The sequence below is a fragment of the Pontibacter sp. 13R65 genome (genome assembly GCF_047525655.1).
In the GTDB taxonomy this organism is placed as follows: domain Bacteria; phylum Bacteroidota; class Bacteroidia; order Cytophagales; family Hymenobacteraceae; genus Pontibacter.
In genome coordinates this window covers 412,966-427,678 of sequence record NZ_JBLIQL010000002.1, presented here as the reverse complement: position 1 = coordinate 427,678, position 14,713 = coordinate 412,966, and the positions used below count along the sequence as shown (strand labels likewise).

Here is a 14,713-nt window from a genome sequence, read left to right as displayed (position 1 = left end):
AAATAGGTACAACAGTTTTTCCTCTAACGCTACACTAGCGCCGATTTGTACATCTTTTTGCGCAGATCTTTAATAAACTCGTCGTTAAGGTACGCCTCGTAGCTCATGCGTCTGTCTATGATGCCGCCAGGAGTTAATTCTATGATGCGGTTGGCAATGGTGTCTACAAACTGCAAGTCGTGCGATGAAAACAGCACTGTTCCATCGAAGTCGCGGAGCGAATTGTTCAGCGCTGTAATAGATTCCAGGTCCAGGTGGTTTGTAGGCTCATCGAGTACAAGTACGTTACCAGCCTGGAGCATCATTTTAGAGAACATGCAGCGCACTTTTTCTCCACCAGAAAGTACATTGGCCTTTTTCAGTGACTCCTCACCTGAGAAAAGCATGCGACCCAGGAAACCACGGATAAAGCTTTCGTCTTTTTCTGTAGAGTATTGGCGCAGCCAGTCTACCAGGTTTAAATCCGTCTCAAAGAAGGAAGTATTGTCTTTTGGAAAGAAAGCGGTATTCGTGGTCGTGCCCCATTTGTACTCACCAGAGTCTGGTGCGGCCTCACCGGCAATAATCTCAAAGAAAGTAGAAGCTGACAAGTCGTTCCGGCCAAGCACGGCAATTTTATCGCCTTTGTCTACCATAAATGTTACATTGCTGAACAGGGTAGTACCGTCTATACTTTTGCTCAGGTTTTCTACGTTGAGCAACTGGTTACCTGCTTCGCGCTCCGGCTTAAAGGCAATATAAGGGTACTTCCGGGTAGAAGGCTTAATGTCTTCAATGGTCAGCTTGTTGAGCAGCTTTTGGCGCGACGTAGCCTGTTTTGATTTAGAGGCGTTAGCGCTAAATCGGCGAATAAATTCCTCTAACTCTTTTCGTTTGTCTTCGGCCTTTTTGTTGGCATCGGAGCGTTGCTTGGAAGCTAATTGGCTGGATTCGTACCAGAAGGAGTAGTTACCGGCGTATAACTGAATTTTGCCATAGTCAATGTCGGCAACGTGCGTACACACTGCATCGAGGAAGTGGCGGTCGTGGGATACTACAATCACAGTATTCTGAAAATTGTCGAGGAAGTTCTCCAGCCACATGATCGATTCGGCATCTAAGTGGTTGGTAGGTTCGTCGAGCAGCAGAATGCCAGGGTTGCCAAAGAGAGCCTGCGACAGGAGTACTCGCACTTTTTCGCTACCACTCAGGTCTTTCATGAGAGAGTAGTGCAGGTCTTCGGTTATGCCTAAGCCACTTAAAAGTTCAGCGGCCTCATACTCGGCATTCCAGCCTTCGAGGTCGGCAAACTCGCCTTCCAGCTCAGCGGCACGTATACCGTCTGCATCAGAAAAATCGGGTTTTGCATAAATGGCATCTTTTTCCTGCATAATGTCGAACAGGCGCTTGTGGCCCATAATAACCGTTTGCAAAACAGGATACTCATCGAACTCGAAGTGGTTCTGCTTCAGTACAGCCAGGCGCATGTTAGCTGGTATTTCTACGGAGCCGGTGTTTGGCTCAATTTCGCCAGATAATATTTTAAGAAAAGTAGACTTTCCTGCACCGTTAGCGCCAATAAGGCCGTAGCAGTTGCCTGGAAGAAACTTGATGGTAACATCTTCAAATAATGTTCGCTTGCCGTAAGACAGGCTGACATTGCTAGTGCTGATCATATAGAGAATAGATAATTAAGTAAAAGGCTCTGTTGCAAAGCTACAAAAATTATTGGTTGAGTTAAGGAAATGGCCGTTTAAACCAAAAGAGTAACGCCACTCAAATAAACTCGTAAGTCCTTTTTAATGAAGCTGTTCAGGCACGGGCCTGAAAAATAAATGAATTTAAGCACAACACCTGCTTACAGAAACTAGTATATAATTTTAATTATATAGAGCCACACCTGGCATTTGCAGAAGCGTAGGGTATATGCTGACTGTATAGCTAACCAAATTTGTGGCTAATCTGTTCATTTTTAAAAGTTTGAATATTAATTTATAAACAAAGTTATGATGGCATCTGATAACATTTCCTACCAGAAAGTTTCGATTAAATATGGAATTTTAGTTGGCTTAGCACATATTGTATACTTCTTGCTAATGCGGATTTTCGGGCTCTTGCACATAGTGGAACTTTCGTTCCTGAGTGGTATATTTTTAATAATCGGTATTTGCGTGGCTATTGCAAAATTTAAAAACGCCAGGGGAGGAGACATCAATTATTTTCAAGGTCTGGCTATAGGAGCCACAACCGGTGTAGTGTCGTCTACTGTACTGGGACTATTTCTGGTTGTCTTTATAAGTACAATAGACTCCGCCTACCTGGCTAACCTGCAGGCAAGTTCTCTTTTTCCTGAAAGCCTTTCTACTCTGGCCTTGTTTGTATTAACTATTATCTATGGCTCATGGCCTGGCTTTTGGCTGGCATTTATTGCCATGCAATGGTTCAAAAAAGCAGACCATACCATGCCGGAACGTATTTAATCAAACCTAGTTAAACCCTTTCAACACCCTATATCAAAATAAACTATGGAGAAAACAGGCCTCAAATATGGCATATTTACCGCCTTAGCCCTTGTTGCTTACTTCCTTTTAATGAAATTGCTGGGCCTAGCCCATATCATAGAACTTCGTTTTCTTAATGGCCTTATACTTGCCGGTGGCATAGTAATGGCTATTAAAAATTATAAGCAGAGTGTAGATGGCATGATACGCTATTTTAAAGGATTAGGTGTAGGCACTATTACTGCTATAACAGCTACTGTACTGTTTGCCGTTTTTATGTTGCTTTACATTAAGCTTTTTGATACAAAAATGCTTGAAGTTCTTTCGGCAGAACGTTATTTCGGAGAACGCATGACTGTGACACCGGGCGTCGTTATATTTATGGTGCTCATGGTAGAAGGTCTTATTTCAGGTTTCCTGATTTCCTTTATTGCCATGCAGTACTTTAAACGTCAGGACCACAAGGTACCTGGTTCGCCTTGATATGTACTTTAATCTTATTACTATTTAAAGCCCCGGCTCCTGTTGTTCAAACAGTGGCCGGGGCTTTAACTTTATGCCGGAGCCAATAGTCCAAAGTACCGGGAGACAAGCCTTGTACGCTTCGGCTAATACTATATAACAAATAACCCATATCAGGTTTACAACCTTCTAAGCCATTCAGATTAAGGTAAAGCGTTCTGTTTTCTTTGCTAAATATAATATGGTTTACTTCAGGTGATTAAGGTCCATAGCTAAGATAAGTCGTATTTAGCTACCAACTAGTTTAGATAGGAGTGGGGAAAAAAGGAGTAGAAGGGCAGAACATTGAGCAGGAGACCTAAGAAGTGCAGACTTGGATTTAATATTATAATATATAAATATTTAAATATAACCGAGCCTCAGTCGATTATACATCTTATATATATTAATTTCATTTTGACACTAACCTGTGTTACGATTTTACGTTCTAAGTATGGTGGCAGGGCTGCCATACTTAGAAAGAAGTACCCAACTTGATAATCATGAAAAAATATATACTAATAAGCGTATTTGCACTTATCTCTTATTCAGGCTTTTCGCAACAGCTAAAAAAAACTGACGATAAACTCGATATGGCAGTTCTTAGTTTAGATCTGGAAGGCTATGAGATGGCTTCTATTGAGATGAAACAGGAACTGAACCTGACACAGGAACAATATGCTCAGGTGGAGCAGCTGAATAAGCAGAGATATGAAAAACTGAAAGAAGTACATTTGGCAGAACGGCCAGAGGAAATCCAGAAAAAGATAAATGACACGACTGACACTGCCTTGTCAACTATTTTATCAGAAGATCAGCTGCAATCCTATTTTGAGCTGGAAGGCCGAAGAAAAACACAGTTTATGACTGATGTAGTGGAGTAGGCGCTTGCTGAAAGATTGTAAAAAAGAGCCCGTCTGAAGCGGGCTTTTTTTATTTTGGTAGCGGTCTGAGGTAGGTCACTTCGCTCACCCGGTTTAGTGCATTAAATCTAACTTCTGCACGGTTAGCCTCCGATAAATTGTTTTTCTGATCACATTGGCTTCCTTCCTCCAGATAGTAGTAAAAAATTCTTTGTCCCCTGGCCATAAGTTGTTCCCCATCAGGCCTGCCTAGTATATCTATAATCTGGGCTTCTTCTTTCTTGTATAGTTCCTTTCGTACACGCTCAAAGTCTGTTTGCATACCTTGTCTGACATTGGAGCAGCCGTATTTATCAGATTTCCAGCTATCGCTGTCAAACCCTTCGATGCGATCAGGCTCCGAACAAGCTGCGAGTAAGATGCCACAGCAAAGTGGCATTAGAATCCTTTTAATAAGCATGCGTTAAAAATTTCTTAAAGTTGCACCAACAGGATGAGCTGTACAAGTTCTGGGTTAAAAAATAAGGCTGCCATACTAATATATAGCTGCCATGCCCGGTTTCCTTGTTTGCCCGAAAAAGAATCAGTAACTTCAAATAAAAGGTAACATAGAACACAATAACTGCCTGAATGTAACACGTTTTAGGGGCAAAATATAGGATACCGCGACTCCTATAATTTTATTGTCATATGTGTGGAGAAGTAAGGATCTTTGCGTAGCTTTATTTTCCTATGATGGAACATTTGAGATTTCAAGGGAACAATAATGGCCTTTAAACCTGTTGTTTTTTTGATTGTGTAAACATCAGACCCAATACCTATGCTAAAAACAGCCCTAACTTCTATTGCATTGTGTTTATTCTCGGTGAGCACACCTATTGCCAATAGCAATACGTCCAGCCTGATGCCAAAGATTGAGGTCGATGCTGCTGTACTTGCCAGTAACGGAACCACCATGGGCTTTGCTGAAAAGCAATTGCTTTTCGATGACTATGTACAAGAGGTTTATGAGGAAGCCAAACTGAAAAAAGCAGGGCTGTCGTTAGAGGTATTTCGGAAAGCAATTATCGGATACCAAAACTTTAAGCAGCACAACATGCTGGCACCAGCCAAATCGATCATAACAGTGATAGATTTTACTAAATCCAGTAGCAACAAACGACTTTGGATAATAGACCTCAAATCTAAAAAAGTGCTGTTTAACACCTTAGTGGCACACGGCAGAAATTCAGGAGAAGAAAGAGCCGTAAGGTTCTCGAATGAGTTTAACTCTTACCAGAGCAGCATGGGTTTTTATATTACTGACCAGACCTACTTTGGCAAGCACGGGCTCTCGTTGCGCTTAAATGGTATGGATAAAAACTACAATACTAACGCGAAGGAGCGCGCCATAGTAATGCATGGTGCCGATTACGTAAGCGAGGCTTTTATTAAACAGTACGGCCGGTTAGGCAGAAGCCTTGGCTGCCCCGCTTTACCTACAGCCATAACCAAAGAGGTGGTAGAACTGATTAAAGACAACACCTGCCTGTATATTCATGCAGCAGATGCCAAGTACGCTTCCTCTTACCTGGATCCAACCATTGCTGTAGAAATGTACGCACTCGAAATGCCCTTACTTGATTTGCACGCAAGCAACTAAAAATCTTTAGGCACCCATAGCCTTTGCACCTTACACAAAAGGCCTCTTCAAATTAAATTGAAGAGGCCTTTTGCCTATTTAATAGTTCAGGTAATTTAAGTCTGGTCTTTGGTGGTTTTTACCAGACCAATACCAGAGAAAAAAAAGATAAGACCTACCAGAAAAGGTACCAGCGCGGTATACTTACCTATTGCTCCGCCGTCTCCTCCCATTACAAAGGCATAAGCGCCCCATATAATGCCGATAATTCCCAGCAACGTGAGAATGGCTCCGAATGCTCTTTTCATATTCATGTTCTATTTTCTTTTGGTTCATGCAATTTAAAAATATAGCTGTATTACGGAATTCAGGTAAATAAGTCTGGCATCTTAACCTCTCTCCAGCATATATTCTATCTACCTTTTTACTGCGTCGATGGCCAGTTTTGATCCTGGTCGTTCTGTTGCTGCGTATGGGTAAAATGACTGCAACAAGAGGTGCTCAGCACACGTTCTCTCAGTGCCACAAGCCGGCATGGCAAGAAGAGGGAGATTAATTTACCATTCCTTATTTTTTAAGAACAGCATACCTGCGTTACCACATTCCCTGAACAATTTTATGAGCGTTAGCAAAACATTGAGCACATGAGAGGATTAATCAAATTTATTATAGCCTTGCTGATTGCAGGCGCGTCGTTGGTTACGTACTGGTGCAACAGGCAGGAGAACGAGTTTACCGGCGAAGCACAGCACGTGGACATGACGGTGGAGCAGGAGATAGCCCTCGGCTTGCAGGCTGCTCCACAGATGGCCTCTCAATACGGCGGTTTGCATGCCGATAGTGAGGCAGCTGCAGAAATAAAGCGAATTGGGCAGGAGCTGGTAAACAACTCCAAGGTAAGGGAGTCTCCATACAAATTTGATTTTCATTTGCTGGCTGATGAGCAAACAATTAATGCCTTTGCCTTACCGGGAGGGCAGGTTTTTATTACGGCAGGTTTGCTCCGCAGGCTTTCTTCGGAGGCCCAGGTGGCGGGGGTGCTGGGCCACGAGATAGGGCATGTGGTAGCAAGGCACTCCGCACAGCAGTTGGCTAAAGCCAAACTTACGCAGGGACTTACAGGTGCAGCGGCCATCGCCACCTACGACCCCAACAACCCTGCCAGCCAAACGGGTGCTATAGCGGCTGCCATGGTAGGTAAACTGATGAACATGCGCTACGGCCGCGAAGACGAACTGGAGTCTGACGGGCTGGCAGTAAAACTAACAGGTCAGGCTGGCTACGACCCCAATGCCATGAAGGAAGTTATGCGGGTACTTGAGGAAGCGAGCGGAGGTGCCCGAGGCCCTGAATTCACACAAACCCACCCGAACCCGGGTAACCGCATTGCAGAAATCGAAAGAGCTATTCAGCAGGAGTACCCGAACGGGCTTCCTCCGGGGCTAAAGCAATAAACCACCTTGCCAGAGCCCTTTACCTGAGAATGATAAATGGAGCTCTGGAAGGCTCTTTTCATTAGCAGAATTAGTATGAATTAAATCACTCAACTTTTATTTGCTGCCTTGTTGAAGTTGAAAAGCAATGTTAACAAACAGAGTATTTTGATCGAGCCCTTACCCAACGTATTTCAATTAATCGCGAAGCAAATTCTGCCAATGAAAAAGGCCTTCCGGAGCTAAATATGAGTTTTTCCAATCAGGCTTATGGTAGCATAAGCCGCTATGCGAGGTTGAGTCTAGCAGTAAATATTTACCAATGATTATACTCGCGCCAACTGTAACTTAGCTGAAAAAATACTTAGGCCATAGCATAAAATCTTTTAGTAGTTTTCACCTTCTCCTTTGCTTCTCTATCGTAGAAATATGTTCAGTCATACCGTTGGCTGGGAGCTTACATAAAACAGAAAAATAGCTGCAAGGCTTTTGAATATGGAATCATCAAAAGAAAGAAAGTTCTACTTATTTGTAATCAACCCTATTGCAGGAGATATTGATAAAGAGGACCTGGAGGAAGATATTGCAGCCCTCTGCGAGACACACGAGATTGATTTCGAAATCTTTAAAACCACGGGTGAAAATGACAAGGAACAGCTGCAGGAACTTATGAATTTGAGAAAAGTAGATGCTGTTTTTGCTGTAGGAGGAGATGGTACCGTTAATCTGGTAGCCTCGTTGCTCATAAAAAAGCAGATTCCGTTAGGCATAATTCCTTTAGGTTCCGGCAACGGCCTCTCCAAAGACTTAGGCATTCCGCAAGATACGGAGACTGCCCTGCAGCTGATTCACACCCACCAGGTTATCCCTATTGATACGCTCGATATCAACGGCTTCCCATCCATCCACTTAAGCGACCTGGGATTTAATGCCCTGGTGGTAAAACGGTTTTGCGAAGGCGAAACGCGTGGCCCTGGCTCTTATGCCTGGATTGCTTTGCAGGAGTACCTTTCTTATGAGCCAAAGCATTATCGTATCGAAACCGATGTGGAGAACTTTGAGGGGCCAGCTTTTATGGTTACCATCGCGAATGCCAATGCCTTTGGCAGTAACGCCAGCATCAACCCAAACGGTATTCTGAATGACGGACGATTTGAGATTTGCCTAATAGAACCCTTTCCGAAAGCGGCTGGTGTTGGTATCCTTTACAAACTATACACCGATAGCATCGATAGTTCCGTGTTTAGTCGCAGGATTAGCTGTAAAGAGGCCACTATTTACAATACGCACGGGGAGGTGGTGCATGTAGACGGAGAACCGGTGGAGCTCGATTCAAAGATTCATGTAAAGATGAACAAAGAAAGCCTGCTCATGATCTTACCTGTTCCGGAAGAGGAATAATCTACCGTGTTTGTTGTACAGGCTCTGGCTGCAGCACACTTCGGAGTTCTTTCCGGAAAACCACTGGCCCTTTTTCCTGCGCATTGGTATTATTAACGGCCCGCACCTCCATCCATATTTCACCGTTTTTGTAATAGTTTAGCACCACAATCCCCAACTCTTCCAGCGTAAAGGTGGCTTTGCCTCCCTTCTTCACAAAGGCCGTTTTACTAGCCGATCCGCTGACAATGTAATGGTTTTGCCGCACCTCAAAATGCTGCAGGTTATGGTCGTGCCCGGCCGCATAAATGAGGTTGCTGTGCCGGTGAAATATGCGGAGGAGCCTTTTGCGCATGCGCCTGTACTTGCCATGCGACATGTCTTCGTAAGCACCGAACAACTGGCGGTAGAAAGGGTAGAGCGATCCGAAAATAGGCAGCGGGATATAAAACCGTTTATGAGCGGCCGTAAGCGGAAATATATGTTGCTTGAGCGTAAACTTGCCACCGTGTAAAGCATTGCTGAACAGTGGGTGATGTGCTGCTACAATTATGCGTTGGTGCCGGTTCTGGCGCAAAACAGTCTTCAGCTGATGAAAAAACTCATCGATGTGTTTATAGCCACAGCCAAATTCGCCGCCGAGGGGTTTTTCACCACGTTGCACCCACCACTGCGTGTTTATAATCAGTAGCAGGAGTCCTTCGGCCAGTTGTATGGTAACGGGGCCGGGGCAGCCGTTGCGCGGCAGGTATGCCTGCTCGTCTTGCAGGTAGTTTACCACGTGCTCTTCCTGGCGCAGCATTTGTTGGTATCCACCTTTCCGGCCTTTGTTCCAGTCGTGGTTGCCACTCAGAAAAATACTGCGGCCTTCGTAGCTCTTAAAGGTATCGAGCAGGGTGTTAAGGCGCAGGAGCGAAGTGGTGTAATTTGCACTGCCTTCCGGCGGAAGCCCTACCGGATACACTATATCGCCAAGAAGCACTGCTGTGCCTTGTGCGCCTGCTTCCTGCTTCCACTGCTCTACCAACTGCATCACCGGGTCTGTTCCATCCGTAGCCAATGCACCAGGATCTCCTATCAAGGCAACAGAGTGCACCAAGTCGTCGGCAGGCGGGAGGGTAGATTTCCGCCAGCCTATATCGGCTAATTTAAAAAATGGCTTTCTGCGATACTGGCGTTCCTGCCAATAGCTGAAAACCAGATATACCATAGCCAGTGTAGGAAGAATGAGTAGAAAGTAGGTTAGCATAGCGTTGGGGTTTGGAGGCAGTGACTACAGTTCTGGCGGTGTCAGGTTTTTAAAATGGCCGTTCATTTTCACCCGCTCCTTCAGCCGTTCTGTTTCGTGCACCACGGGCACAATAGCCTGTAAGTGCTGCAAAATCATTTCCTGGCGCGTTGACTCGCTCTGGCACTGTAGCAGCAGGTATTCCTGCTCCAGCGAAAGCCCAAGGTGGTGGGCTATGTCAAACGATTTAAAGTTCTGGGGCAGGGAGAGGAGCAGGCTGTTAATGTGCAGCGCCTCGTAGAGCTGCCGGAGCAGTTTTTCTATTTCCACCCTAAAAAGTACATCACCTTCCAGGTCTGTTTCCTGCATCTCCACCTCACCACCGGGGTAAAGCCTGCCGGGAGCCTGCTTGTCCAGCCGTATGACCCGGAACACGCGAAGCGCCTGGGTTTTAATGTCCATTTCGCCGTTATCGTATTTCTTTTCGATGCGGAGTACTTTCAATTCGGTACCGTACTCGCCAATGCCGTTTTGCAGGTAGGAGGGTATGCCAAATGTAGTCTTATTGGCCACACTCTCCAGGATCAGTTGCTTGTACCGCGGCTCAAAAATGTGCAGATTCAGTTTCTCTCCCGGAAAAACAACAATGCCTAAGGGGAAAAGCGGGAGGTATTTAATCATTGTGTTTTCTCTTTGGTATAGGTGTAAGCATAAGTACAACAAGGCAATGGTTGCCAGTGTTTAATTAAATTTAGTAAACCCAATGGTTAATCAGCACCGAAACGCCTCCGGAAGGCTTTTTTCATTTGAATAATTGCTATAGATTAACCTACCGAGGGACAGGCTTTTTGTTGATTACGCGGTATGGCGCCTTGTGTTTGGTTTGAGTTTTTGGTTAGAACACATTACCTGAAAATAGAACCAATTCTTTACCTTTGCGACCTTTGATGCGAACTACCAACATGAAGAAAAAGCGTTCTGGCGTAAAAAGAGGATTTGGAATACATCAGCTGAAATGGTTGGTATTGAAGCTGGTGCTGAGCCTGTTTTTACTTAGTGTGGCCTGGGTGCTGCTCTACCGTTGGGTAGCGCCTCCTGTCACACTGCACATGGTGCAACGCAGGGCCGAAGGCGGGACGGCCGGAAAAGAAGACCCTCGGATCAGCTATCAGTTCGTTACGCTGGACGAAATGTCTCCGCAGTTGCCACTGGCCGTGGTAGCCTCCGAAGATCAGCGTTTTCTGATGCACTCCGGTTTCGATTACGAGGCCATACAGGCAGCGTTCAAGCGCAACCAAAGCGGCAAAAACATTCGTGGCGGTAGCACCATTAGCCAGCAGGTAGCCAAAAACGTGTTTTTGTGGCACGGCAGAAGTTACCTCCGCAAAGGCGTAGAAGCTTATTTCACGGTGCTGATAGAAGTGCTGTGGGGCAAGAAGCGCATTATGGAAGTTTACCTGAACATTGCGGAAATGGGCGACGGTGTTTTTGGCGTGGAAGCGGCCTGTCAGAAGTATTTTAAGCGCCCAGCCGCCACTGTAACCCGGCAGCAGGCTGCTATGCTTGCTGCCGTTTTACCTAACCCTATTCGCTACTCTGCCCGCCGCCCCACACCTTTTGTATTGCAGCGGCGCAGCAGAATTGCCCGTGCCATGGGCCGGCTTGGAGGCATTAACTATGTGAAATCCATTTTGCCAGATGAGGAAACAAAGTAAATTCTTATTGATCTATCTTTTAGTGGCACTGTTGAGTTTTGCAGGCTGTCAGGTGCATAAGTCAAAGAGCCTTGTGCTGCAAAACCCGGAGCAGGCTGTGCTGGAGGTGCTAAATGAGCAAGCCAACTGCTGGAGCCAGGGCGATTTAAACTGCTACATGCAAGGCTACTGGAAATCAGACTCGCTGGTGTTTATCGGGAAGCGGGGCCTTACCTATGGCTGGCAGAAAACACTGGAGAATTACGAAAAATCTTACCCAAGCAAAGCCGCTATGGGAAAACTGGCCTTTAATATTCTGGAAAACAGGGAGCTATCAGCTGACACCAGGCTGGTAGTGGGAAAGTGGATGCTGACCCGGGCCGAAGGAGATTTGGAAGGCCACTTCTCTGTTATTTTCAAGCGTTTTCCGGAGGGGTGGAAAATTGTGGCAGACCATTCCAGGTGAAACTATTTATAGCGAAAGAATCTAATCTTCTGATAAGGGAATAATAAAAAACCTGCCTGCTTAGCTCAACGAGTTTATGCAGGCAGGTTTTCTCTTTTATATAACTGAATTATAAAATAGAATCGTCGTCTCCAGAGTCGTCTAATTCTGTCTTCTCTTTGATATCAGGGAGTTCTTCTGTAAAAATGAAACCGTTGGCAGCAGCGTGTTCCGCCGCTTCTAAGGTTTCTTTTACAATCACCATTTCTACGCTTCCGGCCTTCTTGAGCTCATCTGCAATAGAAACTACTTTTCTGGTATGCTTCTCTACGTTTACATCTCTAATGTATATGGCTAAAATGCGGCCCGGGTGGTTCTTTACTATTTCGCTGTAGATTTCGGCATCTTTCTGGCCACTGTCGCCAATCAATATGAATTCCAGTTCCGGGTAAGTAATGAGCAGGTTCTCAATTTCTTTGTACTTGTGGCTCATATGGTCGGAGCTCAGGAACTTGGTTTCGTCTATACCGAAGTCGCGGAGCAGGAGCGGGCCTGTAGGTATTTTGTTTAGCTCCAGGAATTGGTACAGCAGATCATAGGTGTTCCAGGGGCTGCTGGATACGTAGAAGAATGGGTTGTTTAGTTTACCGTTGCGCCCCAGTTGCAACGATTTGTAAAACGACGATACACCATGAAAAGGTATTCGCCGGTGCGCATTGTTAAGCAGCACGTTACGACCGGTTTGCAGTAGGCTGGTAGCACCTGTGTATACAATGGTATCGTCTATGTCGCTGATAATGCCATATTCGGCATCGGGTGGAGGCACCAGCACATGGGCTTTGGCAGTTACTTCTCCTTCTAACTTTACCGGCGAATCTACCAGCTTCAGATCGATGGTGTGCCAGATGTCGTCGAGCTGCAATGGTGTTTTTGGCTCCAGGTTCAGCACAAAATAACCTTCCACATCGGTCGTTACCTCGTATTGCTGCCCCTGTAGCTGTAGCTGTACGCGAGCATTCGGAATTTCGTCGCTGTGAAAGCGGCGGTACATGTTCAGCAGGTTCTGCCAGGTAGTGTCTGTTGTTTCAGATTGTTTAATGCCTTTGTCTACGAGTACCCGGCCTTTTACATACAACCGGCTAGGGGTACCATAGCTGCGGTACGGCACAATTTGAACCGGACCGAAAAGATTCAATTTGCGGCGCAGTTCAAACGTGAGTACATCGAATTTTTCCTCGGCCTTTAACACCGTTTTCTTGGCAATGTCTTTCATCTTTTTCATAGTATAGGTAGTAAAACGCCTGCTGTTGGGCAGCAGGCGCAGGGTTCAGTTAAAGTTTCAGGCTTTTTTTAAGCGCTGTTAGGTCCGTATCGGCGGCAGAGGCTGTGCTGCAACCGTTTTGGCTGGCACGCTCCTGTATGTTCTGCACACGGTTTTCGGGGTTAGGGTGTGTGCTCAGGAACTCTGGCGGGTTGCCTTGCTCTGCCTCTGAGTTCAGCTTCACAAAAAAGCCGGCTGCGCCATCGCAGGCATAGTAATTGGTTCCGCCCAGGTAAATCACAGAGGTGTCGTCGGCTTCGGTTTCTGCCTCGCGGCTAAAGCGCAGACCCGTAAGGGAGCCAGCCAGCTGTGCCGCAATCTGCTTAAGCGCGCCAGGGTTGTTTCCTAAGGCCACCGAAAGCAGTAAGGAAATACCATACTGACGCTGCAACTGCCTTACGCTATGCCGTTTATCGGCGTGTGCTATTTCGTGGGCGATTACACCCGCCAGGTGGTCTTCGTCGTTGAGGTAGCGAATAATGCCAGTGTACACATAAATATAGCCACCGGGAGCAGCAAAGGCATTCAGATTCTCGTCATCCCGGATAATTTTAACAGTCCATTCAAATTCGTTGCGGTACTTTACCTGCCCGGAGTTGAGGACCCGGTTCACAATGTGGTCGAGGTGGGTGTATGCAGTGGCATTGGCGCTGTTGCGCTCCAGCAACTGGCCACTGGCACGATACGTAGAGTCTACTTCGTTAGAAACCTCTTTGCCTAGTTGTATATCGTCGTTAATGGAGAAAATAACGCCTTCGTTATCGGAACAACTACTGAATAGTACGAGTGCTATAAAAGCAAAAAAGCTGTAAAAAGTAAAAGTTGGTTTGTTCATTAAGGTATGCTTAAAGTTAGGTAAAATAAGTTGGTTTGTATCTTTTGCCTGACCAGCTCCAGCAGGCCAGCGGGTAAAAATAGCCAGATTTATCTTCATTTGCCTTTACGCACAAACAAGTTTTGTGTTAACTGGGGCAAACTGGCCAAGCTTAAACGAAAGCAAGGCACGTAATGGTACAAATAAAAAAGCCCTTGACGGATTTCAAGGGCTTTTCGTGTGTAGTAACTAAATTCTTTTACGAAAGACAAGATAGATCAGTTTCTGCATTTAATGCCTCTTCAGGACTGCTAAGGCTAAATTATTTAAATGAAAAGGGCCTCCAGGAGGTAAATTCTGGTGTTTTAGGGAAAGGGTCTGCAAGGGGCACCCGCTATTGCTACTGAGGCTACCCGATTTCAGTAAGTACTCCTTTTAAAAACATAGCTGATAAAGCAAGTACAAACAAAGCCATTAGAAACATGGTGGCAATAATTATAAAGGCAATACTTTTCTGCCTGATGGCAACGGCGTCTTTGTTTTGGAGAAGCTTTGTTAAAGTTAAAAAGGCTGCACTTGCTCTCCATGCAAAAATACCTGTCAGAAGAGCTGCTTCTGCTACACCCAGGTACAAGGCCCAACTCTGCGCCTGATTCAGAAAGTGGCCGGCTATAAGAGCGAGCAGGCCAAAGGTGCCGCCTGATACTAGGGCTGTTTTGGCTTTCCAGCCAAGAAACAGAACCGAAATAATGCCACAGCCAATCAGGAAAAGACCAAAGAACGCATATAAGTAGGAGAGGTGGGGGTGCATAGAGTACATAGATTTTTGCCTTCGGCAAAGATAAGCATGTTTGCTAAATTTTATGGTATAGGCACCTGCTTACAACTTTTGTATTAAATCTGGGTATGTAGTGCAGGAGGTAAACATATTAA

16 protein-coding genes are annotated in these 14,713 nt (G+C 45.5%); 8 read left to right on the top strand and 8 right to left on the bottom strand.

The window, feature by feature from the left end; genetic code table 11:
• Positions 1-29 precede the first annotated feature (29 nt).
• Positions 30-1,655 carry an ABC-F family ATP-binding cassette domain-containing protein gene (locus ACMA1I_RS04260; protein WP_337067046.1) on the bottom strand — a complete coding sequence of 542 codons (1,626 nt, stop codon included), beginning with the start codon at positions 1,653-1,655 and terminating at the stop codon, positions 30-32.
• Positions 1,656-1,985: 330 nt separating this feature from the next.
• Between ACMA1I_RS04260 and ACMA1I_RS04255 the strand changes: the two genes are divergently transcribed.
• The 3 genes from ACMA1I_RS04255 to ACMA1I_RS04245 all read left to right on the top strand — a co-directional run bounded on the left by ACMA1I_RS04255 (position 1,986) and on the right by ACMA1I_RS04245 (position 3,865).
• The gene (locus ACMA1I_RS04255; RefSeq protein WP_337067045.1) at positions 1,986-2,459 is read left to right on the top strand and encodes a DUF4199 domain-containing protein; all 474 of its coding nucleotides are present in this window, start codon (positions 1,986-1,988) and stop codon (positions 2,457-2,459) included.
• Between the two features lie 45 nt (positions 2,460-2,504).
• On the top strand, positions 2,505-2,963 hold the full coding sequence (locus ACMA1I_RS04250; RefSeq protein WP_337067044.1) for a DUF4199 domain-containing protein: 459 nt from the start codon (positions 2,505-2,507) through the stop codon (positions 2,961-2,963).
• Positions 2,964-3,484: 521 nt separating this feature from the next.
• Positions 3,485-3,865 (top strand): hypothetical protein, encoded by a 381-nt coding sequence (locus ACMA1I_RS04245; protein WP_337067043.1) that lies wholly within the window; start codon positions 3,485-3,487, stop codon positions 3,863-3,865.
• Between the two features lie 49 nt (positions 3,866-3,914).
• Here ACMA1I_RS04245 and ACMA1I_RS04240 read toward each other — a convergent pair whose 3' ends face one another.
• Positions 3,915-4,304, bottom strand: a complete 390-nt coding sequence (locus tag ACMA1I_RS04240; RefSeq protein WP_337067042.1) for a hypothetical protein — start codon at positions 4,302-4,304, stop codon at positions 3,915-3,917.
• A 360-nt stretch (positions 4,305-4,664) separates the two neighbouring features.
• Here ACMA1I_RS04240 and ACMA1I_RS04235 point away from each other — a divergent pair, with 360 nt between their 5' ends.
• On the top strand, positions 4,665-5,486 hold the full coding sequence (locus ACMA1I_RS04235) for a murein L,D-transpeptidase catalytic domain family protein (protein WP_337067041.1): 822 nt from the start codon (positions 4,665-4,667) through the stop codon (positions 5,484-5,486).
• 95 nt (positions 5,487-5,581) lie between these two features.
• Here the strand turns inward: ACMA1I_RS04235 and ACMA1I_RS04230 are convergent, their stop codons facing one another.
• Positions 5,582-5,773 (bottom strand): hypothetical protein, encoded by a 192-nt coding sequence (locus ACMA1I_RS04230; protein ID WP_337067040.1) that lies wholly within the window; start codon positions 5,771-5,773, stop codon positions 5,582-5,584.
• Positions 5,774-6,109: 336 nt separating this feature from the next.
• Between ACMA1I_RS04230 and ACMA1I_RS04225 the strand changes: the two genes are divergently transcribed.
• Both ACMA1I_RS04225 and ACMA1I_RS04220 read left to right on the top strand, forming a co-directional pair.
• A complete protein-coding gene (locus ACMA1I_RS04225) occupies positions 6,110-6,919 on the top strand; it encodes a M48 family metalloprotease (protein WP_337067039.1) in 810 nt (269 codons plus the stop codon).
• A gap of 474 nt (positions 6,920-7,393) precedes the next feature.
• Positions 7,394-8,299 carry a diacylglycerol/lipid kinase family protein gene (locus tag ACMA1I_RS04220; RefSeq protein ID WP_337067038.1) on the top strand — a complete coding sequence of 302 codons (906 nt, stop codon included), beginning with the start codon at positions 7,394-7,396 and terminating at the stop codon, positions 8,297-8,299.
• Position 8,300: 1 nt separating this feature from the next.
• Here ACMA1I_RS04220 and ACMA1I_RS04215 read toward each other — a convergent pair whose 3' ends face one another.
• Entirely contained in the window at positions 8,301-9,527 is a 1,227-nt protein-coding gene (locus ACMA1I_RS04215) for a metallophosphoesterase (RefSeq protein WP_337067037.1), read from the bottom strand.
• Between the two features lie 24 nt (positions 9,528-9,551).
• Positions 9,552-10,187: an LON peptidase substrate-binding domain-containing protein gene (locus tag ACMA1I_RS04210; RefSeq protein ID WP_337067036.1), complete on the bottom strand. Its 636-nt coding sequence runs from the start codon at positions 10,185-10,187 to the stop codon at positions 9,552-9,554.
• Positions 10,188-10,468: 281 nt separating this feature from the next.
• Between ACMA1I_RS04210 and mtgA the strand changes: the two genes are divergently transcribed.
• Together mtgA and ACMA1I_RS04200 are read left to right on the top strand one after the other, a co-directional pair.
• On the top strand, positions 10,469-11,221 hold the full coding sequence (mtgA, locus tag ACMA1I_RS04205) for a monofunctional biosynthetic peptidoglycan transglycosylase (protein WP_337067035.1): 753 nt from the start codon (positions 10,469-10,471) through the stop codon (positions 11,219-11,221).
• 52 nt (positions 11,222-11,273) lie between these two features.
• On the top strand, positions 11,274-11,666 hold the full coding sequence (locus ACMA1I_RS04200; RefSeq protein WP_414703865.1) for a YybH family protein: 393 nt from the start codon (positions 11,274-11,276) through the stop codon (positions 11,664-11,666).
• A gap of 109 nt (positions 11,667-11,775) precedes the next feature.
• Here the strand turns inward: ACMA1I_RS04200 and ACMA1I_RS04195 are convergent, their stop codons facing one another.
• The 3 genes from ACMA1I_RS04195 to ACMA1I_RS04185 all read right to left on the bottom strand — a co-directional run bounded on the left by ACMA1I_RS04195 (position 11,776) and on the right by ACMA1I_RS04185 (position 14,591).
• A complete protein-coding gene (locus ACMA1I_RS04195) occupies positions 11,776-12,927 on the bottom strand; it encodes an App1 family protein (RefSeq protein ID WP_337067033.1) in 1,152 nt (383 codons plus the stop codon).
• 49 nt (positions 12,928-12,976) lie between these two features.
• Entirely contained in the window at positions 12,977-13,900 is a 924-nt protein-coding gene (locus ACMA1I_RS04190) for a M48 family metalloprotease (RefSeq protein ID WP_337067032.1), read from the bottom strand.
• Positions 13,901-14,189: 289 nt separating this feature from the next.
• Positions 14,190-14,591 carry a hypothetical protein gene (locus ACMA1I_RS04185; RefSeq protein ID WP_414703864.1) on the bottom strand — a complete coding sequence of 134 codons (402 nt, stop codon included), beginning with the start codon at positions 14,589-14,591 and terminating at the stop codon, positions 14,190-14,192.
• Positions 14,592-14,713: the final 122 nt, after the last annotated feature.